General features: G+C 67.4%; 20 protein-coding genes, 3 tRNA genes and 1 pseudogene. 15 read left to right on the top strand and 9 right to left on the bottom strand.

Annotation, left to right across the window (positions count from 1 at the left end; genetic code table 11):
* Positions 1-10 precede the first annotated feature (10 nt).
* From ACYVKI_RS06015 to bcp, 4 genes are all read right to left on the bottom strand, one after another.
* Positions 11-1,507 carry a malate:quinone oxidoreductase gene (locus ACYVKI_RS06015; protein ID WP_460689437.1) on the bottom strand — a complete coding sequence of 499 codons (1,497 nt, stop codon included), beginning with the start codon at positions 1,505-1,507 and terminating at the stop codon, positions 11-13.
* A 166-nt stretch (positions 1,508-1,673) separates the two neighbouring features.
* Positions 1,674-3,371, bottom strand: coding sequence for an ABC transporter substrate-binding protein (locus ACYVKI_RS06010; RefSeq protein ID WP_460689436.1), 1,698 nt, complete (start codon positions 3,369-3,371; stop codon positions 1,674-1,676).
* Positions 3,372-3,525: 154 nt separating this feature from the next.
* A tRNA-Leu gene (locus tag ACYVKI_RS06005) sits at positions 3,526-3,606 on the bottom strand.
* A 140-nt stretch (positions 3,607-3,746) separates the two neighbouring features.
* Positions 3,747-4,214, bottom strand: a complete 468-nt coding sequence (gene bcp / locus ACYVKI_RS06000; RefSeq protein ID WP_460689435.1) for a thioredoxin-dependent thiol peroxidase — start codon at positions 4,212-4,214, stop codon at positions 3,747-3,749.
* A gap of 189 nt (positions 4,215-4,403) precedes the next feature.
* Between bcp and ACYVKI_RS05995 the strand changes: the two genes are divergently transcribed.
* Entirely contained in the window at positions 4,404-4,961 is a 558-nt protein-coding gene (locus ACYVKI_RS05995) for a hypothetical protein (RefSeq protein ID WP_460689434.1), read from the top strand.
* Between the two features lie 168 nt (positions 4,962-5,129).
* On the opposite strand, the gene ACYVKI_RS05990 is transcribed toward ACYVKI_RS05995, so the two are convergent.
* Together ACYVKI_RS05990 and ACYVKI_RS05985 are read right to left on the bottom strand one after the other, a co-directional pair.
* A tRNA-Lys gene (locus ACYVKI_RS05990) sits at positions 5,130-5,202 on the bottom strand.
* A gap of 208 nt (positions 5,203-5,410) precedes the next feature.
* Complete coding sequence (locus ACYVKI_RS05985) at positions 5,411-5,890, bottom strand: hypothetical protein (RefSeq protein ID WP_460689433.1); 480 nt, start codon at positions 5,888-5,890, stop codon at positions 5,411-5,413.
* A 120-nt stretch (positions 5,891-6,010) separates the two neighbouring features.
* Between ACYVKI_RS05985 and ACYVKI_RS05980 the strand changes: the two genes are divergently transcribed.
* Together ACYVKI_RS05980 and ACYVKI_RS05975 are read left to right on the top strand one after the other, a co-directional pair.
* Positions 6,011-6,766, top strand: a complete 756-nt coding sequence (locus tag ACYVKI_RS05980; RefSeq protein WP_460689432.1) for a Crp/Fnr family transcriptional regulator — start codon at positions 6,011-6,013, stop codon at positions 6,764-6,766.
* A 166-nt stretch (positions 6,767-6,932) separates the two neighbouring features.
* Positions 6,933-7,775: a hypothetical protein gene (locus ACYVKI_RS05975; protein WP_460689431.1), complete on the top strand. Its 843-nt coding sequence runs from the start codon at positions 6,933-6,935 to the stop codon at positions 7,773-7,775.
* Here the strand turns inward: ACYVKI_RS05975 and ACYVKI_RS05970 are convergent.
* A complete protein-coding gene (locus tag ACYVKI_RS05970; RefSeq protein WP_460689430.1) occupies positions 7,760-8,041 on the bottom strand; it encodes a DUF1540 domain-containing protein in 282 nt (93 codons plus the stop codon). The genes ACYVKI_RS05975 and ACYVKI_RS05970 overlap by 16 nt on opposite strands.
* A 372-nt stretch (positions 8,042-8,413) precedes the next feature.
* Here ACYVKI_RS05970 and ACYVKI_RS05965 point away from each other — a divergent pair, with 372 nt between their 5' ends.
* Entirely contained in the window at positions 8,414-10,036 is a 1,623-nt protein-coding gene (locus ACYVKI_RS05965) for an AbgT family transporter (RefSeq protein ID WP_460689429.1), read from the top strand.
* A 45-nt stretch (positions 10,037-10,081) separates the two neighbouring features.
* On the opposite strand, the gene ACYVKI_RS05960 is transcribed toward ACYVKI_RS05965, so the two are convergent.
* Positions 10,082-10,747 (bottom strand): TetR/AcrR family transcriptional regulator, encoded by a 666-nt coding sequence (locus ACYVKI_RS05960; protein WP_460689428.1) that lies wholly within the window; start codon positions 10,745-10,747, stop codon positions 10,082-10,084.
* A gap of 101 nt (positions 10,748-10,848) precedes the next feature.
* On the opposite strand from ACYVKI_RS05960, the gene ACYVKI_RS05955 reads away from it, so the two are divergent.
* From ACYVKI_RS05955 to ACYVKI_RS05905, 11 genes are all read left to right on the top strand, one after another.
* Positions 10,849-12,426, top strand: a complete 1,578-nt coding sequence (locus tag ACYVKI_RS05955; protein WP_460689427.1) for a purine-cytosine permease family protein — start codon at positions 10,849-10,851, stop codon at positions 12,424-12,426.
* Positions 12,423-13,640 carry a serine hydrolase domain-containing protein gene (locus ACYVKI_RS05950; protein WP_460689426.1) on the top strand — a complete coding sequence of 406 codons (1,218 nt, stop codon included), beginning with the start codon at positions 12,423-12,425 and terminating at the stop codon, positions 13,638-13,640. Before ACYVKI_RS05955 ends, ACYVKI_RS05950 begins: the two co-directional genes overlap by 4 nt.
* A 96-nt stretch (positions 13,641-13,736) precedes the next feature.
* Positions 13,737-13,810: transfer RNA gene (locus ACYVKI_RS05945), tRNA-Pro, on the top strand.
* A gap of 122 nt (positions 13,811-13,932) precedes the next feature.
* Entirely contained in the window at positions 13,933-15,348 is a 1,416-nt protein-coding gene (tig, locus tag ACYVKI_RS05940) for a trigger factor (RefSeq protein WP_460689425.1), read from the top strand.
* A gap of 291 nt (positions 15,349-15,639) precedes the next feature.
* Complete coding sequence (locus ACYVKI_RS05935; protein WP_460689489.1) at positions 15,640-16,227, top strand: ATP-dependent Clp protease proteolytic subunit; 588 nt, start codon at positions 15,640-15,642, stop codon at positions 16,225-16,227.
* A 177-nt stretch (positions 16,228-16,404) separates the two neighbouring features.
* On the top strand, positions 16,405-17,013 hold the full coding sequence (locus tag ACYVKI_RS05930) for an ATP-dependent Clp protease proteolytic subunit (protein WP_460689488.1): 609 nt from the start codon (positions 16,405-16,407) through the stop codon (positions 17,011-17,013).
* 252 nt (positions 17,014-17,265) lie between these two features.
* Positions 17,266-18,558, top strand: coding sequence for an ATP-dependent Clp protease ATP-binding subunit ClpX (clpX, locus tag ACYVKI_RS05925; RefSeq protein WP_460689424.1), 1,293 nt, complete (start codon positions 17,266-17,268; stop codon positions 18,556-18,558).
* A gap of 376 nt (positions 18,559-18,934) precedes the next feature.
* Positions 18,935-20,191 carry an extracellular solute-binding protein gene (locus ACYVKI_RS05920; RefSeq protein WP_460689423.1) on the top strand — a complete coding sequence of 419 codons (1,257 nt, stop codon included), beginning with the start codon at positions 18,935-18,937 and terminating at the stop codon, positions 20,189-20,191.
* Positions 20,188-21,174, top strand: coding sequence for a carbohydrate ABC transporter permease (locus tag ACYVKI_RS05915; protein ID WP_460689422.1), 987 nt, complete (start codon positions 20,188-20,190; stop codon positions 21,172-21,174). The genes ACYVKI_RS05920 and ACYVKI_RS05915 overlap by 4 nt, the downstream gene beginning before the upstream one ends.
* Entirely contained in the window at positions 21,174-22,025 is an 852-nt protein-coding gene (locus ACYVKI_RS05910) for a carbohydrate ABC transporter permease (RefSeq protein ID WP_460689487.1), read from the top strand. Before ACYVKI_RS05915 ends, ACYVKI_RS05910 begins: the two co-directional genes overlap by 1 nt.
* A 111-nt stretch (positions 22,026-22,136) precedes the next feature.
* A complete protein-coding gene (locus tag ACYVKI_RS05905; protein WP_460689421.1) occupies positions 22,137-23,384 on the top strand; it encodes an ABC transporter ATP-binding protein in 1,248 nt (415 codons plus the stop codon).
* A 107-nt stretch (positions 23,385-23,491) separates the two neighbouring features.
* Here the strand turns inward: ACYVKI_RS05905 and ACYVKI_RS05900 are convergent.
* Positions 23,492-24,806, bottom strand: a pseudogene (locus tag ACYVKI_RS05900) (alpha-amylase family glycosyl hydrolase); the annotation flags it as partial.

Raw genomic sequence — 24,806 nt, 5'->3', positions numbered from 1 at the left:
GCCGTGCTGTTCAGGAGTCGAGCTGCAGCGAGGCGTTCGTCGCGGCGAAGACCTCGGCGAGCAGCTGGGGCTCGTCGTTGAGCTGGTGTCCGTAGGAGGGGACCATCTCCTGCAGGCGCGGCCTCCAGCTGTCGAGCTGGGCCGGGAAACAACGTTCCAGCAGCCTGAACATGATCGATGGGGCCGTCGAGGCGCCGGGTGAGGCGCCCAGCAGACCGGCGATCGTGCCGTCCGCGCCGGCGATGAGTTCGGTCCCGAACTGCAGCACACCCTTGCCCTGAGCGTCCTTCTTCATCACCTGCACGCGCTGCCCGGCGGTGATCAGCTCCCATGCGTCGTCCTCGGCCTGGGGGTAGAAGTCACGCAGCGCCTCGATCTTGCGCTTCTGGGACGTGGTGACCTCCTTCATCAGGTAGGTGACCAGGTCCGTGTTGGACAGGCCCACCTGCATCATGGGCACCAGGTTGTGGGGACGCACCGAGAACGGCAGATCAGTGATCGAGCCGTTCTTCAGGAAGTTCGTGGAGAACCCGGCGTAAGGGCCGAACATCAGGGTGCGTCGTCCTTCGACGAATCGAGTGTCCAGATGGGGCACGGACATCGGAGGAGCACCGACCGAGGCCAGACCGTACACCTTGGCGTGATGCTTCTCTGCGACCGAGGAGTCCGTGCTGCGCAGGAACTTTCCGGAGACCGGGAAGCCGCCGAAGCCCTTGATCTCCGGGATTCCTGAGGACTGAAGCAGGCTCAGCGCACCGCCTCCGGCGCCGACGAACACGAAACGGGCGGAGGCGGTGAAGCGCTCACCGGCCGCCTTGTTGCGCACCGAAAGCTGCCACCGGCCGTCGGAGCCCCGGGAGAGCCCGGTGACCTCATGGCCGTAACGGAGCTCCACGCCGGAGCTCGACAGGTGGTTCGCCAGCTGGCGGGAGAGCGAACCGAAGTCCACGTCGGTGCCGGTGTCGATCTTGGAGGCGGCCACGCGCTGCTGCGGGTCACGTCCCCCGGCGAGCAGCGGAGCCCAGGAGGAGATCTCGTCGAGGTCCTCGGTGTGTTCGATGTCCTTGAAGAGGGGCAGGGGCTTCAAAGCCTCATAGCGATCCTTCAGGAACCGGGCGTTCTCCTCACCCCAGACGAAGCTGATGTGCGGCAATGCGTTGATGAACGTGCGGGGCGAGCTCAGGACGCCGTGGTCCACCCAGTGGGACCACAGTTGGCGGGAGACCTGGAACTGTTCGTTGATGCCCAGAGCTTTGGACGTGGAGATCGAACCGTCGGCCCCCCGAGGGGTGTAGTTCAGCTCGCACAGAGCGGCGTGGCCGGTGCCGGCGTTGTTCCAGGGGTCAGAGGACTCCTGACCGGCCTGGTCGAGCGTCTCGTAGAGGGCGATCGACCAGTTCGGCTCGAGCTCCTTCAGGATGGTCCCCAGCGTGGTGGACATGATCCCACCGCCGATGAGGATGACATCGAACCGCTGCTCCGCGCTGGTCGACGATGACGTGGCCACAGAACTCTCCTTGAGGTTGTCCAGCGGATGAGTGGCGGCCAGCAGGATGCTGGTCGCGGAGGGTCAGCCGATGCTGCGAGGCGGCTGCACTCGGACGGGCTCCGAGGAGACTTTACCGTCGGGGGAGACGAGCCATGAAATCCGTGGGGGCAGTGTGACGGGTGGATCAGCTGCGGTGCATGCGGATCTCCCGGAAGGGCTCGAAGAGCACCGGGGACATCGGATAGTCCGCCACGCGGCGTCCCAGTGCCAGCCCGGAGATCGGATGCACCAGCGGCACCGCCGGCAGATCCTCGGCCACGATGTCGGCGACGTCACGGTACAAGGCGGTGCGCTCCTCCTCGTCGTCCTCGCGCCGGGCCAGCAGCAGCAGCTCCTGGACCTCGTCGGAGGTGTAGCCGAACTCTCGGGAGGTCCGGTGGAACAGCGCTCCGAAGAACGAGTGCGGGGAGCGATATCCCCCGTTGCGACCCAGCAGATGCATCGCCCGGTCCTCATCCTCCAGGAGCTCCTGCAGGTATCCGGCGTCCCACGGGACCGGGCGCGGCTGGATCACGAACCCGACCCTGGTGAGATCCCGGGCGATCGAGGCGTAGACCGCCTCCGGACGGGGCAGATAGCTGCGGGTCGCGTTCATCGGGTAATAGAACCGCAGCGGCTCCCCGTCGTACCCAGCATCCTCGAGGAGCTCGCGGGCCTGGGTCAGGTCCCGGCCGTAACGTTCGGCAGAGTCGGAACGCACTCCCAGCGCCGCAGGCGCGAACTGATGCGCCGGACGCGTGCCGTCCAGGAAGAGGCCCTCGATCAGCCGACTGCGGTCGACAGCGCGGGCGGCGGCCTCCCGCATCCGGTGATCCTCCATGAGGGGGTGCTCCATGTTGAAGCCCAGGTACAGCACGGAGAAGGGATCACGTTGGAGGATGAGTCGGCCGGACTGCACCAGAGGGCGCAGGTTGTCCGCGGTGATGTAGTCGTAGACGTCGACCGTCCCCCGCTGCAGATCACGCAGTCGGTCGAAGGACCGAGGCACAGCGCGGACCTCGACCCGCTGTGGGGCCGGACCGCTGGCGGCGTCGTCGATTGCGGCCGTGACCGAGCCGTTCCAGTAGTCTTCGAACGCTTCCAGGGCCACGTCGCCCCCGGAGGTCTCCGTGACCCGATAGGCGCCGGTGCCGACCGGCATGCGGGAGACCAGATCGGGGTCGTCGTCCGAGAGCACCGTGGGAGAGGCGATGCCGAAGGCCGGCATGGTGAGTGCTTCCGGCAGGAAGACGACAGGTTCCGACAGAGTCAGCACCACGGTGAGCTCGTCCTCGGCCTCCACCGACTCCAACGCGCAGGCCTCGTCGCCCAGGAACCCGCCGAACAGCGCCGCGAAGGGCAGGGGCACCGTGCGCCGCAGGCTGCTGGTCCCGTAGAGCTCGTCGAGCCGACCCCAACGCTCCACGTTCGCGACGACGGCCTCAGCGGTCAACGCGGTGCCGTCGTGGAAGGTGACCCCCTGACGCAGCCGGAACCGATAGACGAGCCCGTCCTCGTCCACGCTCCAGTCCTGCGCCAGCAGCGTCCGGGTGGCGCCGGTCTCCTGGTCGATGCCCACCAGACCTTCGAACACCTGTCGGCAGACGCGCTGAGTCTCGGTGTCAACGGCCAGCGCCGGATCCAGGGAGGTGACTGCGGAGACACCGGCGACCACCACAGTGCGTTCGCGCCGGTCCGCGGTGTCCTGGTCGATGCCGTGGTCTCCGACTTCGCCGGAGGAGGCCACGGCGGCAGTGGACGAGGAGTCTCCCAGCAGCACCGAGGTGGCGGCCAGGGCCGACGAGGCGCCCAGCAGCTTCCGCCGGTCGAGCTCTTCAGCCATCCAGGCACTCCTCAGGGATCGTCGGGGGCGGGGGAGGCACGCCTCGTCGGTGGGTCCGGCGACCTGCATGCGGTCCAGGTCTGCAGGGCCGCGGAGTCGAGGCGACGCCATGGCGTCCTGACACGGTGTCGGTGCGAGGCCATGACGCCCCCAGTGCGGGCGGGGGGACTTGAACCCCCACGTCAAAGACACTGGAACCTAAATCCAGCGCGTCTACCAATTCCGCCACGCCCGCATGCCGCCCCTGCGCCGGGCCCTGGTCGCACGGCCGTCGGAGGGGCCGTCGTCGGGCGCTCGGCAGGCGCGGCCCACCAGTCTACAAGAGCCGTCCCGCCAGGCCGACGGGGCGGACTGCCGGCGGTGAGTCGGATAGGTTCAGACGCCGAGCCTGTCTCGGAGCCGTCCGACGTGACCGGTGGCCTTGACGTTGTACTGGGCCAGCTCGACCTTCCCCTCCTCATCGATGACGACGGTGGAACGGATCAGCCCTTCGGTGACGCGTCCGTAGTTCTTCTTCTCGCCCCAGGCGCCGTACGCCTCGGCGACCTGGTGGCCCTCATCGCTGAGCAGCGGGAAGTTCAGCGACTCGTTCTCGACGAAGGTGGTCAGCGAGGTGACCGGGTCAGGGGAGAGGCCCAGCACGGTGTATCCGGCGGCCTGCAGAGACTCGAGCGAGTCTCGGAAGTCGCAGGCCTCCTTGGTGCAGCCCGGTGTGGAGGCCTTCGGGTAGAAGTAGACGATGACCTTCTGACCACGGAGGTCGGAGAGGGTGACGGTGTCGCCGTCGGCGGTGGACAGGGTGAAGTCGGGGGCGACGTCGCCCGGTTCGAGTCGCTGAGCCATGGAAGGGGACCTTTCGTCGTGAAGCGCGCCGCAGGAACGCGACGACCGCAGTGTGCAGGGGACCGGGTCCGACGGTGATGTCGGCCCGTCTCGGGACCACTCTATCGATCTGCTGCGGCACGCCCCGGTGCTGCGACGCGAACTCCATGGTCCTGGGCACGCCGCAGTCGGGTCCGTAGACTGGCCGACATGGTGAAGGAGCTCGTGGACGAGGAGTCGCCCCGAGGTGAGCGTGAAGAGCGCCTCGTGGCCGCCCTGCGCGGGACATTCGACGTCTCTGTGATGAACTTCGGCTCATACAACATCCTCTACGCCGCCGCCGTCCACGCTCGGGAGCTGGGTGCTACAGAGGTGGAGCGGCACGCAAGGTCGGTCCAGGACGGGGTGACTCGGGCAGAGCATCTGTTGGTGGGATACCGGCGTGAACCGATGGAGCTCGTGCTGTGTCCAGTCGATCTCGACGAGGTGATCTCCCGAGCGTCGGATGCCCTGCGGGGTCCCGCTGACGGAGCCGCGCCGGCGGTGCCGCTGCCGGTCAACCTGACCAACCTCGCCGGCATGGCCGTCGATGGGGAGCAGGTCGAGATTGCGCTGTCCACCGGGCACCGGGTGGTCCTGGAGGTGCATCCGGAGGTCACCTTCGACGCAATGCCGGGTGTCACCCTGGGGCAGCGCCACGATGTGGCGGACTTCCTGGACTTCGTGGACTTCTTCATGGACAGGTTGGAGGGCATGAGCCCGATCTGAACAGGAGCCCTCGGCGTCCGGGGAATCCCGGAAGTCCTGGGGGCTGCGAGCACCTGTCGAGCGCAGGACCCGGCTGGGATGGGTCGGAATGCTCCGACGACTGAGGCCCCGGCACATCAGGTGTCGGGGCCTCAGTCGTCGCGCCGCGGCAACCTGCACTCGTCAGAGTGGGCCCCCCGGGACTCGAACCCGGAACCTGCAGATTAAGAGTCTGATGCTCTGCCAGTTGAGCTAGAGGCCCTCGGCTGCAGGTTGCCGCTTGCGCGATCCGCTGCTCAGTCACCTGAGCAACGACATGAAACTCTAGCACCGGCATCGTGGCCCTGCCAACTCCAGGGGCATCTCTGCGCTGTGATCCTCATCGCACCACCCCCGCTGTGCCGACGGGCTCGGTGGAGCCCGTCGGCACAGCGGGGGTGGTCCTGGTCATCGGGCATGCTGAGCAGTCATCAGGCATGGTGGGCACGCACGTCTGTGAGTTCCAGGGGGTCGGCGTGGCGCCGCAGCAGCCACACCGCGACAGCTGCCACGAGCCCGAAGATCAGGTGGCCGAAGAGGCTCTGCAGCGTCATGGCATTGATCATGAGCACCGGCATGCCGAGCATGGCGGGCATGATCAGCAGTGCACCGACGACCCAGAGTGCCACACCATAGCCGGCGCCGAGCAGCAGCAGCGGTGCCGGCCGGGCGCTGCTGATCACGACACCGAAGGCGACGCCGAAGATCAGCGAGATGCCCAGATGGACCAGGCCGCCGACAGTGGCGCTCTCGACGCCGACCAGGGCGCCGACCATGGGCAGCATGCCCATCATGGCCATCATCACGCCGAAGACGACCCCGCCGGCCAGTCCCCCGAAGCTGCCGTGGACGGCGCGGCGTGACAGCGGTCCTGCCGTTCCGGCGGTGCGGGTTCCTTGAATGGACGTCATGGCCCTCTCCTCTCCAGATGCCGCAGGTGCGGCGCCGAGGAGGTTCCCCGGTCATTCCATTCCACGACGTCGGCCGCCGGATGATGCCCGGATTGTCAGTCTGATGACGCAATCAGCGATATGACGCCCTCACGTTTCCTCGCCCTTCCCTGGCAGAGGTCGACCGCGGAGCCCGTCGGCCGCGACGCTGAGGTGGCCGCGCTCCGACAGGCGGCCTGGGTGGCCCGCTGCGTAGGTCGCGGGGCCAGTGCGCCGCTGAGTGCGTCTGACATCTCGGCCATCGCCTCCTACCTCTCCAGTCGGACGTTCGAGCCGGGTCAGAAGCTCTTCGAGGCCGGCGCCGCGGGGTCCGGAGGGCCTGCCTCGCAGGGGGTGTGGATCATCCGTGCGGGCAGGATCGAGCTTCTCGCGCGACAGGGAGAACGCCATGCTGTGGTGCATATGCTGCACCCTGGTGATGTGGACGGCGATGTGCAGCTGATACTGGACATGCCCTTTCCCAGCACCGGTCGGGTGCTGGAGGAGGTCACCGCGCTGCATCTGGATCCTGCGGGCTTCGAGGAGCTCCTCGGCCACCACCCGGCGATCGCGCGTCGATGGCTGTCTTCGATCGCCGAACGTCTGGCCATGAGCCAGAATCGGATCCTCGGACTGCTGGGGCGGTCGCTGATGTCACAGGTCGCCCAACTGCTGCTGGACGAGGCGGTGCATGGTCAGATCCTGCTGCCGCAGCGCACGGTCGCGGCGATGATCGGTGTGCAGCGCCCGTCGCTGAACAAGGTTCTGAAGGATCTCGAACGCCAGGGGCTGGTCAGCGTCGGTTACGGCGTCATCACCGTGCATGACGAGCACGCGCTCGCCGGCGTCGCGGCGTGATCCCAGAGTTCGCTGCGTCCCGGAGGCCACTGTGGCTCGTCCTGGGCCGGCGGACGCCATGCGGAGTAATTACCGCATCCTTGTATGCCCTAAACAGTGACGGTTGTGCTTCAATAGAGGGGGAACAGCGGGAACACCATCGGAGACGGACGAGGGAGCAACCCCTATGGCGGGAGAGATCACCGGGGCGGCGCCGGACGTCGCGCGTCTTGTCGGCGGCGTGGAGATGCGTCGCCGTTGCGCTCTGTCCACGGCGCGCCGCCTCATCCGGGGCGCCGGGGGTCTCAGCATGGTCGCCTACCGGGAGCGCCCTGAGCGTGAGATGCCCGTGTTGGCCCACGGAGTGACCGCCCAGGGCCAATGGCTGGCGGTGCTCCCCGGGTCAGAGGCACGGCCGGGCGCAGAGCGGACTGAGGTGCGCCTGCAGATCGATCAGATGGGGGCGCCAGCCGGCGTCCGCGTACAGATCGCCAGCCTGCATGCGCTGGGGACAGTGCGGCTCGTCACCGGGACTGAGACTGAAGCCCTCATCCGTGAGGGTCTCGCCGGCCCGGTGGCCCTCGCTGCCGAGGTGCCAGGAGCGCGGGTGGCCCTGGTGGAGGCCGAGACAGTCCTCCTCCATGCGCGGGAGGACGTGGAGAAGCTCTCCCTGGCGGAGATCGATGCGGCGCGGGCATTCCCTGCCGGGTTGCAAGAATGGCACGCTCTCGAGGCGGTGGCACAGCTGCGCGAGTCCACGGTGCATCAGCTGATCCAGGACCTCGTCCACGGGGCCCGGCGTGGCATCCTCGGGCGGCCGGTGACCGTCCCGCAAGAGCATCCGAGGATCGGCTCCCGTCTCGAACTGCTCGATGTGGACGCAGAAGGCTGCATGTGGCTACTGCCGGAGGGGCACCAGGTGCGCACGGTCTTCATCGCCTTCGAGCAACCGATCTCCGATGAGGCGCAGCTGGCCGCGGCGCTGCACCAGTGGCAGTCGGCGCCGTCAGCGGATCACTCCTGCGAGTAGGTGAGGCAGTTGGCCGTGTCGCCTCCGACGGTCACGGCCTCAGCGGTGCACATGAGGTCCTTGTTGTGCACACATTCCAGGCGCTGGCAGGCGCCGACGTGACCTTCGGCGGTGGGCAGCCCACCGCGCACGTCGAGGGCGATGAACGTCCCACAGGTCGGAGACCCGGCTGAGCCGGTGATCGTGACAGCGTCCGCGTGGCAGGCGCCGTCGTTGAACGCGCAGGAGGTGACCTGGCAGGAGGCGACGGGGGCGAGGCTGGTCATGATGATTCTCCTCGTGAACTGACTGCACGGGCGATCCGTGCAGGTGACGCCAGAATAGGGGACCGGGACAGGCCCCACAAGAGTCCACGGCCTCACTGGATTTGGTGAGCTGACCTGGGCGAATCCTCGGCCGGTGCCCTGAGGTCAGCCTGCATCGTTGAGCACATTCACAGGTGATGAATTGCCCCGACTCGCGCGTGCGGCCGGTTCCGCCCCCTGTCTCGACTGCCGTCGTGAGACAGGTCTCACCCCCGTGTCGGAGTTGACCCGAATCACATGAGGGCGCAAGATGATGTGCCGCAGCGTCCGTCGGCCGATCGGTCTGCCGGCGCGTCACCGCGTGTAGGCACAACATGAGGGGACACCCACCCGATGAGCACCACCACTCAGGAGCCGGGATTCGGCTCAAGCGCGTCAGGATCTGAGGGTGACGGCGCCCGCAGCGACCGCATCTCTCCGGCGAAGCGACGGCAGGGCCTCTTCCAACGCTTCCTCGACCTCGTCGAGCTCCTTGGCAACAAGCTGCCCCACCCTGCCACGCTCTTCGCGCTGCTCGCGGCGTTCGTGGCAGTGCTGTCCTGGGCCCTCTCCCAGGCCGGGATCAGCGTCATCGACCCCCTCGAGGGGGAGGAGGTCGAGGTCTTCAATCTGCTCTCTGCGGAGGGCATCGAATGGATGTTCACCTCGGCGGTGGACAACTTCATCAACTTCGCTCCGCTCGGAGTGGTCCTGGCCACGATGATCGGCATCGGCATGGCCGAGCAGAGCGGTCTGATCGGCACGGCGCTGAAGACGTTCATCCTGTCCATCCCGCGGTTCCTGGTGACCTTCGGGATCGTCTTCGCAGGCATCATGTCGTCGGTGGCCTCCGACGCCGGCTATGTGGTGCTGCCCCCGCTGGCGGCGATCCTGTTCATCGCCGTGGGCCGGCACCCGCTGGCCGGCATCGCCGCCGCATTCGCCGGAGTCTCGGCCGGATTCAGCGCGAACCTGCTGCTCTCGGCCACCGACGTGATGCTCGGCGAGCTCACGATCGAGGCCGCCGCCACCGTGGATCCGGCCTACGCCGAACAGATGAACCTCGCGATGAACTACTGGTTCATCATCGCCTCCACCGCCCTGCTGGCCATCGTGGGGACCCTGGTGAGCCAGTTCGTCGTCGAGCCCCGTCTCGGCTCCTGGCACGGTGAGGGCGTGCTGGCGGATCAGGATCGCTCGGAGCTGAAGATCACCGCCGTGGAGAAGAAGGGAATGATCGCCGCCGGCATCGCGCTGGTGGTCACGCTGGGCCTGCTTCTGCTGCTCGTCGTCCCCGAGGACGGCGTGCTGCGCGGTGAAGACGGTGCGGTCGTCCAGTCACCGTTCATGAGCTCGCTGGTGGTGGTCATCATCATCGCGTTCTTCGTGCCTGGGCTGGTCTACGGCATCGTCACCAAGGTGGTCCGCAATGACACGGACGTGATCAACCATGTCTCGAAGACGCTGGCCGGGATGGCCATGTTCCTGGTGCTGGCCTTCACCGCCGGTCAGTTCATCGCCTACTTCAACCAGTCGAACATCGGCCTGCTGGTCTCAGTCAGCGGGGCAGACCTCCTGGAGTCGATCAACCTCACCGGTCTGCCGCTGATCCTGCTGTTCATGGGCTTCGTGGCTGTGGTCAACCTCCTGGTCGGGTCAGCCTCGGCGAAGTGGGCCATGCTTGCGCCGGTCATGGTGCCGATCATGATGCATCTGGGAATCTCGCCGGAGTTCTCCCAGGCGGCCTACCGTGTCTCGGACTCGGCGACGAACATTCTCAGCCCCCTGATGACGTACTTCGCGATCGTCATCGCGGTGGCACAGAGATATGACAGGCGCATCGGCATCGGTTCCCTGATCTCCGTGATGCTGCCCTACTCGTTGGCCTTCATGGCGGCCTGGACGGTGATGACCACCGGATGGATGTGGCTTGACCTGCCGCTGGGGCCGAACGCCCCGATCCACTACGAGCCCTGAGTCCGGCCTCGCCGTGCATCCTCGGCCACCCCGCTGTCGGCCGCCTCATGGCCCGGCGAGCTCCGCGACGACGAGGTTGACCTTCTCGCGGAGGCCGTCGTGGGGGAGTCCCAGGGCCCACTGGGCGACATCGGTGATGAATCGCCGGTACGCCGCATGGTCGGCTCCCGGGTCACCGGGCAGCGATGAGTTGACATAGGCCCCGACGCCGTCGACCGCGACGAAGATGCGCACGCATGCGGTCAACGGATCCTGTGCGGGGAAGGTGCCCTCGGCGACGCCGTCCTCGATCAGTCCGGTCAGGCGTTCCCGATCCAGCTCCTCCTGCGCGACGAGGGTCTCTGCGAGGCGTGGGTGGTGCCGGGAGAGATGTCGCGCATTGAGCCACAGCCGGGAGAGGTCATCGGCATGGCCGCCCTCCAGTCGGGCGATCATCTGAGCGAGCCGCATCAGGGGGGCTCCCTCGGCGGGGATCAGTCGGGCGCGCTCGTCGGAGAGCGCACGTTCGCAGGCGGCCACCAGCAGATCGTCGACCGTGGGGAAGTAGTGGCTGATCAGCCCGGGCCTGACGTTGATGCCGGCCGCCACCGCGCGCAGGGTGATCCTCTCCAGGCCGACGGCGACGGCGAGCCGTGCGGCCTCCGCGATGATCTCGTCCCGCCGTTCTTCCGGGTCTTTGCGGGAAGCTGTCGATGTGATCCTTGACACCATGCCCTCCATCCTATTGGGTAGGGGACCAACAGTGTATTGGTCATCAGACCAATAGTCGGGTCGCAGGGGTGACTCGACACTCGAGCAGGGGGGAGAGGGCCATGGAAGAACGTAGACAGCGGACCGGCGGGGAGCTCGCGACACCCGACCCGGGAGGGCTGGGCAGCGGTCCAGCCCCGGCGCGAGCGCCAGAAGCACACCCGGCGGCGGATCCGGCGGGCTCCGTGGCGGTGCAGGACGCGGCGCATGCCCCGGAGAAGGCGCCCGTCGAGCTCGAGACGCGAGGCATCGGCCTGGTGCCGCTGCAGGAGCGCAGAGGTCGGCCGCGAGACCTGTTCTTCGTATGGGCCGCGCCCATGGTCAGCGTGCTCAACTTCACCATCGGTGCCTCCCTGGTCTTCATGGGGCTCGAACTGTGGCAGGCGATGACCCTCATCGTGGTGGGCAGCCTGCCGTGGATCTTCACCGGCATCGCTGCTGCGGCCGGTCCCGCGGCCGGGACGGCGAGTTCCGCGATCACCCGAGCCGTCTACGGCATCCGCGGGAACTCCGGCGTCATGGTCGTCTATGGGGGCCTGATCTCAGCAGTGTTCCTGGCGCTGAACTGGCTGGCCTCGACTTTCATGGGAGCCGAAATCGTGACCATGACCGGACTGGCCGACTCCGGAACGGCCCGGGTGGCCGTCACCCTCGCCGTCTCCGTGATCACCGTGCTGGTGGCCGTCTACGGGCACGGGCTCATCACGCGGGCCTATGGCTGGATCACCGGGGTCCTGCTGGTGATCTTCGTGATGGTCACCGTGGTGAGCCTGACCGCGGTCGACTGGGGCTTCCGTCAGCCGGAGCCGCTGCAGGGGATCCAGCTATGGGTGGTGCTGAGCATCGGCTTCGCTGTGCTGGCCTCGACCCCGCTGTCCTTCTCGAACAGCCCCGACATGGCGCGGTATCTTCCCCAGGACACCCCACGATGGCGCATCGCCGCGGCCACCGCCGCCGGCGGCGCACTGCCATGCATCGTCTTCACCGCTGTCGGGGCGCTGCTGGCGACCGCCATGAGCCCGGTGGCCCTCGAGATCGGGGTGGAGCATGCCCTGCTGGGGCTCCTGCCGGCCTGGCTGGGAGTGCTGTTCGTCCTGGGTGTGGTCCTGAACACGGTGGCGCTGAACGCCATGACCACCTACACCGCATCCATGGTGCTGCAGGCGATCGGACTGCCGATCCGCAGGATCACCGCGGCGGTGGTGGTGGGTCTGATGGCTACCGGCCTGACCCTCGTGCTGGTGTTCTCCACCGGCCTGCTCGAAGCGGTGAACCTGCTGCTGCAGCTCCTGATCGTGATTTCGGCTCCCACGATGACTCTGCTGTGCCTGGACGCACTCATGCGTCGATACCGCTATGACGGGCCGGGACTGCTGGACGCGACGCCCTCGAGCCCGTATTGGAGCGTGGCAGGGTGCAGTCCGGCGGGGTTGACCGCGCTGCTGGCCGGGATGGCCTCGGGTGCCCTCGCTCTCACCACGGACATGGGCACCGGTCCGCTCTCCGCGGCGCTGGGGAACCTGGATCTCTCGGTCCCGGTCTCCGTGGTCGTCGCGGGCACGGTCTATGCCGTCATGACCCGCGGCGGCCGGAGGATGCACCGACCAGTCACCCACGACGCGCAAGGAGGAGGGCGATGATCAGGGACAACCATCACGTCAGGGCCGACTCGCCCACCCCGGCGCACTCGTCGGGGGCGGGGGTCTCGCCGCGTCCCACTGTCGACACCTGGCAGGAGCCTCCGCACGTCCGCTGGGCGTTCACCCACCTCTCCGAGGTTCTGCCCTCGGCGCGCATCCGGCGCCGGGGAAGCCGCCCCCTGAGCGCAAGGGGCGAGGGGGAGATACCTGCTCCGCTGCAGACGATCCCGGACCTGGCACGTCGGTTGGAGGAGACCCACACGGACGCGCTGCTCGTCGTCCGCGGGGGACAGGTCCGGGCCCAGTGGTACGCCCCCGGGTGCGGGCCGGATGATCTTCATCTGGTGATGAGCGTATCGAAGTCGCTGTGTGGGCTCGTGGCGGGATCGCTGGTCATGGACGGTCTGTGGAGTCTGGAGGACCGCGTGATCAGCTTCGTCCCGGAGCTCTCCGACGGGGCCTACGCCCGAGCCACCATCGCCGACCTGTTGGACATGACGGTGAGCGTGGACTACGACGAGGACTATCTGAATCCCCGTTCCGAGCTGCAGCGCCATGACCGCAGCTCCGGCTGGCGCACTCCCCGGCCGAGCGACCCCGCGGACACCCCCAGCTTCCTGCGCACGCTCACCGGGGCGGGTCCTCAGGGGCGCTTCCAGTACTGCTCGGCGACCACCGACGTGCTGGCGTGGGCGATCGAGCGTGCCACCGGCGCCCGCTACGTGGATCAGGTGGCTGATCGCCTCTGGTCCAGGCTCCACCCGGACCAGGACGCCATGGTCACGGTGGACCGGTCGGGCTTCGCCCATGCCGACGGCGGCATCTCCTGCACCGCACGCGACCTCGCCCGGGTCGGTGAGCTGGTGCTGGCCGGCGGTCAGGCTCCCGGGGGGCGGGTGGTGACCGCTGAGTGGGCCGATCGCATCCTCGGCGGCGGGGATCGCCGCGCGATGGGCGAGACGAGCTGGACCTCGGTCTACCCCGGCGGCTCCTACACACGACAGTGGTGGTGCACCGGCAACGGGCGAAGCAACGTCACCGGCCTCGGCATCCATGGCCAGCACCTCTGGTTGGATCCGCAGACGTCCATGGTCATCGTCAAGCTGTCCAGCTGGCCTCAGCCTGACGACGAGTCGGACCACCGGCGGCAGGCGTTGCTGCTGGAGGATCTGACCACGGCCCTGGCAGCCCCGTGCGGGGAGGATTCGCCGTGATCGAGGCGGGCACGGTATTGTGAGTCGGTCCGTGCCGTCTGCTGGTGCTCGGGTCCGCCGTCGTGCGGAGTCCCGACGTCCGGTGGGACGGGCGATCGGGGTGTAGCTCAGCTTGGCAGAGCGCGCGCTTTGGGAGCGTGAGGCCGCAGGTTCAAATCCTGTCACCCCGACGGCGGCCGAGTCGCACCGGGGGCTGCACCCCGGGGTGAACGTCGGTCGAGGCCGACGCTGCGGGCTCTGCCGTGGAGCTCGCATCAGACATGATCAGTCGTCATCTATCAGGAGCCCCCACGTGGTCAAGAGCACCGTTGAAAATCTGAACCCGACTCGAGTCAAGCTCACCGTCGAGGTGACCTCTGAGGAGCTTGCGCCGAAGATCAAGGCCGCCTACAAGAGCATCGCGGAGCAGGTTCAGATCCCCGGCTTCCGCAAGGGCAAGGTCCCGGCGCCGATCATCGATCAGCGTGTCGGCCGAGAGTACGTCATCCAGACCGCGATCAACGACGGGCTGAACGACTTCTACCAGCAGGGTCTCGCCGAGGCAGAGATCTCCCCGCTGTCCCGCCCCGAGGTGGAGATCGAGGAGATCCCGGACCCCAAGACCAATGAGGGAGTCCTGAAGTTCACCGGTGAGCTGGACGTCAAGCCCGAGGTGGAGCTTCCGGACTACACCGGCCTGGAGGTCCAGGTCGAGGCGCGCAACGCCGACGAGCAGGCCGTTCAGGAGCAGCTCGACGAGCTGCGGGCCCGGTTCGGCACCTTGAAGGACGTGGACCGGCCCGCCGGCGACGACGACTTCGTGACCATCGACCTGGTCGCCACGGTCGACGGCGAAGAGGTCGACAACGCCACCGGGCTGTCCTACCAGGTGGGGGCCGGCACCATGCTGGAGGGCATCGACGAGGCGCTCTCCGGACTCTCCGCCGGCGAGGACGCGACGTTCGAGACCACTCTGGCCGGTGGGGAGCACTCCGGTGCGTCAGCCTCGGTGAAGGTGACCCTGCAGGCGGTCAAGGAGCGTGAGCTGCCCGAGGCGGATGACGAGTTCGCCCAGATGGCCTCGGAGTTCGACACGATCGAGGAGCTGCGTGCGGACTTTGCCTCCAAGGCTGAGGAGAACCTCGTGGTCGAGCAGGGTGTCGAGGCCCGTGACAAGGTCCTCGAGAAGCTCATGGAGCTCGTGGAGGTGCCGGTCCCGGCCTCGGTGGTCGAGAGTCAGGTCGAGCAGCACTTCAGCCAGGGCGGCCACGCCGAGGGCGACGACCACGACAGTGCGGAGCACCGCGAAGAGATCGAGAAGCAGACCCGTGAGGCCTTCCGCAACGAGATCGTGCTGGACATGATCGCGGACAAGGAGGAGGTCGGTGTCGACCAGGGCGAGCTGATCGAGTACATCGTCTCCACTGCATCCCAGTACGGCATGGAGCCCAACCAGTTCGCGCAGATGCTGGACCAGGCCGGCCAGGTGCCGATGATCATGGGTGAGGTCCGCCGCCGCAAGGCGCTGGCCAAGGTCCTCGAGAGCGCTGTCGTGACGGACTCGGAGGGCAACGCTGTGGATCTGACGGACTTCGTCACCCCGCAGGGCGATGAGGACGAGGAGGGTGCGGCCGAGCAGGTGGCCGAGGCCGCCGAGGCCGAGACCTCCGCGCAGCAGTCTGAGGACTCTGCCGAGGCGACTGCGGAGGAGACCGCCGAGGAGAAGTGATCCCGCGGCGTCGAGCACGCCGCATCGCGCCCCCCACGACGGCGGGCCGCAGCGCCTCATGGTGCTTCGGCCCGCCGTCGTCGTCTCGTCAGGGGGGCTCGTCAGCACACCCTGCGCCAACAGCGAACGATGCCGAGGCGCGCCGCGAGCCAGGCCGTCGAACAGGTAATGTCGAGGGCAGCACGGACGGCCGTGCGCCCGACGCAGGACGGGATCCTGCGGCGACGGCCGGTCCCGGACTTGAGAGAACACTGGAGTGGAGGAACGTCCATGTCTGAGAGCCTGCCCAGCATGTCGACCGTGGACCCGGCGTCCCGGGACGACTACATCTACAACCGTCTGCTCAAGGAGCGGATCATCTGGCTGGGGTCGGAGGTCCGTGACGACAACGCGAACGCCATCTGCTCCCAGATGCTGCTGCTCTCCGCCGAGGATCCTGAGCGGGACATCTACCTCTACATCAACTCTCCGGGCGGCTCGGTGACCGCAGGGATGGCGATCTACGACACCATGCAGTTCATCCCCAACGACGTCGTCACCGTCGCGACGGGGCTGGCGGCGTCCATGGGCCAGTTCCTGCTCTCGTCGGGCACCTCCGGCAAGCGGTTCGCGACTCCGCATGCCCGGATCCTGATGCACCAGCCTTCGGGCGGCATCGGAGGCACTGAGTCGGACGTGCGGATCCAGGCTGAGCTGATCCAGCACATGAAGCAGGTCATGGCGGAGCTGACGGCTGAGCAGACCGGCCAGACGGTGGACACGATCCTGAAGGACAACGCGCGTGACAAATGGTTCACCGCCGAGGAGGGCCTGGAGTACGGCTTCTTCGACAAGATCGCCCAGCGCTCCTCCACCGTCTCCGGCGGCGGGGGAGTCTGATCCGTCCCGTCGGCAGCACCCGCCGCCCATGTGTCGGCGGGGCCCACTGACCTCCGTACCGATCACCCGACTGATCTGCCCGCGGATCAGCAGGACCACAGGAGCACCACAGACATGAACCTCTTCGACCACGACCCTGCTCAGGGACTCCCTGCCGCCGCACCGACGTCCCCGACGATGCCCAGCTCGCGCTACATCCTGCCCCAGTTCGAGGAGCGCACTCCGTACGGCTTCAAGCGCCAGGACCCCTATGCGAAGCTCTTCGAGGACCGCATCGTCTTCCTGGGCAGCCAGGTCGACGACGCCTCTGCCGACGACATCATGGCCCAGCTGCTCGTGCTGGAGTCGATGGACTCTGAGCGGGACATCACACTCTACATCAACTCGCCGGGTGGTTCGTTCACCGCGATGACGGCCATCTACGACACCATGCAGTTCATCCGTCCGCACGTGCAGACGGTCTGCCTCGGTCAGGCGGCCTCCGCCGCCGCTGTGCTGCTGGCCGCGGGGACTCCGGGCAAGCGTCTGGCGCTGCCCAATGCGCGGGTGCTGATCCACCAGCCGGCGATGGGCGGCCAGCGCGGCACGGCGACTGACCTGGCCATCCAGGCCGACGAGGTGGCACGCATCCGTACCTGGATGGAGGAGGTCCTCGCTCAGCACACCGACAAGTCCGCGCAGCAGGTTCGTGAGGACATCGACCGTGACAAGTTCCTCTCGGCCGCCGGAGCCAAGGACTATGGGCTGGTCGACGAGGTGCTCGCCTCCCGCAAGCTCCCGGTCTGACTCCGGGGTCGGTCCACCCTGCAGGTCCCCCGTCGGTGTCGTCCGGCGGGGGACCTGCGCTGTGTCAGGAGGAGGGGGCGGGCGTCCAGCGGCGGACGACGCACTCAGGACACGGCTGGGCCGGTCATGGTCACTGAGGATGTCAGCGCGGTGAAGTAGTCTTGAGAAGTACCGTCCAGGGACAGCGTCAGCGTTCCTGAGGCCTGGGCAGCGGGATGTCCAGGACCCGATGACCTGAGGGGATTGCGAGGCATGGCACGAATCGGAGAGAGCGCGGACCTGCTGAAATGCTCCTTCTGCGGAAAGAGCCAGAAGCAGGTGCGCTATAAGCTCATCGCGGGCCCCGGGGTGTACATCTGCGACGAGTGCATCGAGCTCTGCAACGAGATCATCGAGGAGTACCTCAACGAGGTGCAGGAGCCCGATGACTTCGAGCTGCCCACACCCCGAGAGATCAACGACTTCCTGGACGAGTATGTGATCGGACAGGACAAGGCCAAGCGTCTGCTCGCCGTGGCAGTGCACAACCACTACAAGCGCATCCAGGCTACGGGTTCGGCGAAGAAGACGGCCTCCCTGGAGAAGGGACCGCTCGACGACGTCGAGATCGGCAAGTCGAACATCCTGATGGTCGGTCCCACTGGTTCCGGCAAGACGTATCTCGCGCAGTCGCTGGCGCGGAAGCTCCAGGTCCCCTTCGTCGTCGCCGACGCCACATCGCTCACCGAGGCGGGCTACGTGGGCGAGGACGTCGAGAACATCCTGCTGAAGCTCATCCAGGCCGCGGACGGGGACATCAAGAAGGCTGAGCAGGGCATCATCTACATCGACGAGATCGACAAGATCTCGCGCAAGTCGGAGAACCCGTCCATCACGCGGGACGTCTCCGGCGAGGGTGTGCAGCAGGCGCTGCTGAAGATCCTGGAGGGCACGGTCGCCTCGGTGCCCCCGCAGGGCGGCAGAAAACACCCCCAGCAGGAGTTCATGCAGATCGACACCTCCAATGTGCTCTTCATCGTCGCCGGCGCATTCGCCGGTCTCGAGGAGATCATCGGCTCGCGCGCCGGACGCAAGGGAATCGGCTTCGGTGCACCGTTGAGCACCATCAGCCGGGATGAGGTCTCCTACTCGGACGTCGAGCCTGAGGACCTGCACAAGTTCGGGCTGATCCCCGAATTCATCGGGCGTCTGCCGGTGGTCGCGACAGTGGAGGACCTCGATCAGGAGGCGCTGATCCGCATCCTCACCGAGCCGCGCAATGCGCTGCTGAAGCAGTACCAGAAGATCTTCGCCATCGACGGAGTGGGCCTCGAGTTCGACCAGGGTGCGCTCACCGCCGTCGTGGAACAGGCCGAGGCACGGGGCACCGGAGCTCGTGGACTCCGCTCCATCCTCGAAGGCGTGCTGAACCCGGTGATGTTCGACCTCCCCAGCTGGGAGGACATCGCCATGGTCACGATCACCGAAGACGTCGTCCGCGAGGGCGCAGATCCGGTGATGCTGAGCCACGCGGAGGCGAAGAAGCTGCGCAAGAAATCCGCCTGAGAGCACCGGGTCGGCCGCCGATGGCCAGCTCTGGAGCCACGTCAAGGACCCCCGCCGAGTGATCACCGCGGGGGTCCTTGTGCTGTGTGGACCCCTGCCGTCCGGGGTGGTGATCGATGAGGCGCAGGGGGCAGGGATGTCGTCCCTCTGTCCAGCAGACCACGGGGTATATAGTGATGGCACTCACGGAATGATCGCCGGCGAGGACGGGGCTGACATAGCGTCGTCCTCGGCGATGTGGCCCTGACCCGAAAGAGGTGGACGGTCCATGCCAGAGACGTCGACGCCCGGTGGCCCTGCCGGGGACCCGGATGGTGGGCGCAGGACGAGACCGGAGGAGCCCGTTCGGGGTCCTCGATCCCTGCGGACCGCCGCGATGATCCTCGCCGCAGGCCTGCTGCTCTCCGGCTGTGGAGAAGGGGACGATGGCCCCGTGCTGACCTGGTACATCAACCCAGATGACGGCGGCCAGCAGGCGCTGGCGGAACAGTGCACTGACGAGTCGGACGGCGCCTATCGGATCCAGACGTCATTGCTGCCCAACGATGCCCCGTCCCAGCGTGAACAGCTGGCTCGCCGTCTGGCGGCAGGCGACACCTCGCTGGACATCATGAGCCTCGACCCCCCTTTCATCCCTGAGCTGGCCGAACCGGGCTTCCTGGCGCCGGTGCCGGAGGACGTCGGTGAGCGCACCACCGCGGACACGCTCGACGGTGCGCTGGCCGGAGCCATGTGGCGGGACGAACTGGTCACGGTCCCCTTCTGGGCGAATACCCAGCTGCTCTGGTATCGAGAGTCGGTCGTGGAGGAGGCCGGCCTCGACATGGATGAGCCCGTCACCTGGGACCAGATCATGGACGTGGCCCAGGAGCAGGACAAGCACCTCGCCGTGCAGGGCATCCGCGCCGAATCGATGACCGTCTGGCTCAACGCCCTCATCGAGTCCCAGGGGGAGTCGATCCTGGCGGACTCCTCCGCCTCCGCAGAGGAGCTGGAGACGAACCTGGATTCGGAGGTCGGCCGTGCCGCCGCCGAGGTGCTCCACCGGATCGGCGCCGAAGGGCTCGGCGGCCCGGGGATCTCCTCGATGGACGAGGGCCAGTCGATGCTGCTGTTCCAACGCGATCAGGGCTCATTCATGGTGAATTGGCCCTTCGTCTGGGCGGCGACCAACGCGGCTGCTGACGAGGGCACAGTGGACGCCGAGCTTCCCGAGGACATCGGCTGGGCCCAGTATCCGCGGATGGATGCCGACACCCCCTCGGCTCCGCCCCTGGGCGGGATCAACCTCGGGGTCGGAGCCAAGTCGGAGCATCCGGAGCTGGCCTTCGACGCCATCGAGTGCATCGTGGCCCCGGAGAACCAGACCGAGTACTTCGTGACCAACGGCAATCCGCCGTCCTCTGAATCGGCCTTCGACGATCCACAGGTCGAGGAGGACTATCCCATGGCCGATCTGATCCGGGAGGCGCTGGAGCAGGCCGCGCCGCGACCCCAGACGCCGTACTACAACGAGATCTCGACCACCATCCAGCTGAACTACACCCCGCTGAGCGGTGTCGACCCCGAGCGGACCCCCGGCGAGGCCGACACCACAGTGGGAGAAGTGCTGAGAGGGGAGCGCCTGCTGTGACCACCACCGCTGATGACAGCCGCCGGGCCAGACGCCGGGCCGCCGAACAGAACCGGGCGGTGACGTCGGACCGGGCTCGAGCCGAGGCGCGCCTGGGCTGGATGCTGGCGGGCCCGGCGTTCGTGATCATGCTGGCCGTGACCGCCTACCCGATCGGCCAGGCGATCTTCGACTCGATGTTCTCCTTCCGACTCACCGCCCCGGGGGAGCGGGAGTTCGTCTTCCTCTCCAACTACGCGACGATCTTCACCGACGGGGTGTTCTGGCGTGCGCTGGGCGTCACGGTGCTGATCACCGTGGTGACCGTCGCCGTGGAGCTGGTGCTCGGCTTCGCGCTGGCCCTGGTGATGCACCGCGCGCTGAAACGGCTGCGCGGGATGCTGCGCACGGCGATCCTGGTGCCCTACGGCATCATCACTGTGGTCTCGGCCTTCGCCTGGTACTACATGTTCGACATCAACTCCGGCTTCGTGAACAGCTGGTTCGGCTGGGTGCCGGGCATCGGAGGAGACCTCGACTGGTTCGCGAACTTCGGCACCGCGATCACCGTGATCATGGCTTCCGAGATCTGGAAGACCACACCGTTCATCGCGCTGCTGCTGCTCGCCGGCCTCGCCCAGGTCCCGGATGAGCTGCTGGAGGCCTCCCGCGTCGACGGCGCCACCTGGTGGCAACAGATGCGTCGGGTCGTCATCCCGAACATGAAGGCCGCGATCATGGTGGCGGTGCTCTTCCGTGCGCTGGACGCATTCCGGATCTTCGACAACGTGTTCATCATGACCGGGGGCGATGCGGGGACCGAGGTGCTCTCCCTGCTGGCCTATCGGACGTCCATCGGCCGGTTGGAGATCGGGCTCGGTTCAGCGATCTCGGTGGTGCTGTTCCTGTGCGTGCTGCTGATCTGCTTCATCGCGATCAGGTTCTTCAAAGTCGACCTCGCCAGCGGCACGGACGCCTCCGGCGGCAAGGGAGGGAAGAAATGATGGCTGCCCACGGCAAGCTCACCGTCCGCCAGCGGCTGGGGTGGACAGTGCTGACCGTGCTGGTCCTGCTCTACGCGCTGTTCCCGGTCGCCGCCATCCTGGCGACCAGCTTCAAGACTCCCGGCGACCTGGGCAACAACACCTTCCTGCCGACGGTGTGGACCTGGGAGAACTACGAGATGATCTTCTTCGGCAACGCCCAGGAGCTTTTCCTGACCGCGCTGCGCAACTCGATCGGGATCACGCTGATCGCCACGTTCATCGCCGTGGTGCTGGCCACGCTGTGCGCGTATGCGATCGCACGCCTGGACTTCCCGGGTAAGAAGATCATCCTGGCTTCGGCTCTGGCGGTCTCGATCTTCCCGGTGATCTCCGTGGTGACCCCGCTGTTCAACGTGTGGCGGACCATCGGGCTCTACGACACCTGGCTCGGGCTCATCATCCCGTATCTGTCGCTGACCCTGCCGATCTCGATCTGGACCCTGGCGGCATTCTTTCGGCAGATCCCGGGGGAGCTGGAGCAGGCCGCCCAGGTGGACGGCGCCACCCAGTGGCAGGCGTTCCGCCGGGCGATCGTCCCGCTGGCCATGCCGGGGGTCTTCACCACGGCGATCATTGCGTTCTTCATCGCGTGGAACGACTTCGTCTACGGGATCTCGCTGACCTCCACGGAGGCGGCGCGCCCGGTGCCGGCGGCGCTGGCGTTCTTCACCGGAGCCTCACAGTTCGAAGAGCCCACCGGTGCGATCTCCGCGGCGGCCATCGTGGTGACCATCCCGGTGGTGCTGCTGGTGCTGCTCTTCCAGCGGCAGATCGTCTCCGGGCTGACCCAGGGGGCGGTCAAGGGATGAGCCCGCCTGCGTCGGTCTCGCCGACCGCTCCTGCAACCCGCCCTGCGGGAGCCCCCGACCCGAAGACCTGGACGCTGGCGGAAGCGTCGTGACCCTGGAGGAGACGTCAACATGGCATCCATCAGCCTGAAGAACATCGTGAAGGAGTACGACGACGGCTTCCCCGCCGTCAATGACATCTCCATCGACATCGAGGACGGAGAGTTCGTCATCTTGGTGGGCCCGTCGGGCTGCGGAAAGTCCACGCTGCTGCGGATGATCGTGGGATTGGAGGACATCACCTCTGGGGAGCTGCTGATCGGCGGGGAGCGTGTCAATGAGAAGGCCCCGCGTGATCGCAACCTGGCCATGGTCTTCCAGAACTATGCGCTGTATCCGCATCTGACGGTCTATGAGAACATCGCCTTCCCCATGCGGCTCACGAAGGGCAAGTTCTCCGACACCGAGGTCGATGAGCGGGTGCGGAATGCGGCGCAGATGTTGGAGCTCACCGAGCATCTCGAGCGCAAGCCGGCGAATCTTTCCGGTGGTCAGCGCCAGCGGGTCGCGATGGGCCGGGCCATTGTCCGACATGCCAACGCCTTCCTCTTCGACGAGCCGCTGTCCAACCTGGACGCCAAGCTGCGCGGGCAGATGCGGGCGGAGATCTCTCGGCTGCAGCGCAGCCTGAACACCACCTCGGTCTACGTCACCCATGATCAGACAGAGGCCATGACGCTGGGAGACCGGGTCGCAGTGTTGAAGAAGGGCGTGCTGCAGCAGATCGCCTCGCCGCGGGAGCTCTACGAGCAGCCGGCGAATCTGTTCGTGGCAGGCTTCATCGGGGCGCCGTCGATGAACTTCCTGCCCGGCACGGTGGAGGGCACGGTGCTGCGCACTCCGGTGGGGGAACTCGAGCTTCCGGAGCAGACCGCGGCCGCGGGGCGGGGCCGGGACATCGTGCTCGCCGGCATCCGCCCGGACTTCTTCGAGGACGCCGCCACGTTGACCGAGCCTCAGCTGGCGAAGGGCCCCACCTTTGCCGCGGAGCTGACCCACACCGAGTGGTTGGGCAACGAACAATACGTCTATGTCTCCTACGAGAACGATCCGCGGGTGGCCGAGACGATGCAGACTCTCGCCGAGGAGATGGATGCCGACGAACTGCGCACCCAGCTGGTCGTCGCCGTCGACGCCATGTCGCGTCTGCGCGGAGGCGATTCCGCCACCCTATGGGTCGACTCGCGGCGGATCCACCTGTTCGACCCGGCGACCGGGGAGAACCTCACCCGTGACGCGGAGGCCGGCGCCGAATTGACCCGCCTGGCCCGGGAGGACCGTCAGCGGGACGCGGAGCGCGCCGCGCAGAGGAACTCCTGAGCCTGGGCACAGAGGAGCCCCGCACCGCGGTCACGGCAGTGCGGGGCTCCTCTCTGCCCAGGTGGATGTGGCTGCGGCCGGGGCGACGCCGTCTCCGGGCCGGGGGATCAGCCTCGGGGTTCGCGCAGCCACACCGTGGTGGCTCCCGGCAGCGTGCCTTCTGGGAGCGGGGAGCTGGCCAGGAGCACCTCACCGGCGGGCAGCGTGGTCGCGGCGTCGCTGAAGTTGGTGATCGTCAGCCAGCCGCCAGGACGCCGGAAGGCCAGCACGTCTGCCGAACCGGTCTCCGTCCACTCCAGCGTCTCGTGGGTCTGCAGCTCGCGGCGCAGCTGCAGGGCCCGGCGGTACAGGTTCAATGTGGACTCGGGGTCCTGGTCCTGCTTGTCGACGGCGAGGTCGGCGAACCAGTCGGGCTGAGGCAGGTGAGCCTCGCTCGGACCGAAGCCGAAGGAGGGGCCTTCGGCTGACCAGGGCAGCGGCACCCGGCAGCCGTCGCGGCCCACGCTGACCCCGGGGCTGTTGAAGAAGGTGGGGTCCTGCCGGGCCTCGTCGGGGATCTCGGCGACCTCGTGCAGGCCGAGCTCCTCTCCCTGGTAGAGGTATGCGCTGCCCGGAAGGGCCAGCTCGAACAGCGTCGCGGCCCGAGCGCGGCGCAGCCCCGCGTCGGCATCGAGCTCCGGGCGCGCCCCGCCGTTGAGCAGCCAGGTGTTTCCCGCTTTCTCCTGGTCTTCGCCCTGAGGCGGCAGTCCATAGCGGGTGGCGTGGCGGACGACGTCGTGGTTGGAGAAGACCCACGTGGTCGACGAGCCGGACCGGGCGGAGAGCTCCAGGTTGAACGTCACGATGTCGCGGAACTGGGAGGCGTCGAAGTCGGCCTCGAGCAGGTCGAAGTTGAACGCCTGGCCCAGACCCTCAGCACTGGCGTAGCGCGGGCGTCGGTCGGAGGCCACCCAGGCCTCGGCGACGGCGGTGCGCGGCGGGTCGTACTCATCGAAGAGCTGGCGCCAGGCGGCGTAGATCTCGTGGACCTCGTCGCGGTCCCAGATCGGGTGGGAGCCGTCCTTGGGGAGAGCGTCGAGCTCGGCCTGGGAGGGAAGCTCCTCCGGCAGGTCCTTGGTNAGCCGTCCACGCCGCGGTCGGACCAGAATCGCAGGGTGGTCAGGAAGTCCTCGCGCACCTCGGGGTTGTCCCAGTTGAAGTCGGGCTGTTCCGGGGCGAAGAGGTGCAGGTACCACTGGCCGGGGGTGCCGTCAGGCTCGGTGATCCGGGTCCAGGCCGGGCCGCCGAAGATCGATTCCCAGTCCGAGGGCGGCAGCTCGCCGTGCTCGCCGCGTCCGTCGCGGAAGATGTAGCGTTCCCGCTCCGGGGAGCCGGGTCCGGCGGCCAGCGCCTGGCGGAACCATGCGTGGCGGTCCGAGGAGT

The organism is Nesterenkonia suensis (assembly GCF_054782935.1).
This window is presented reverse-complemented; position numbering and strand designations above follow the sequence as displayed.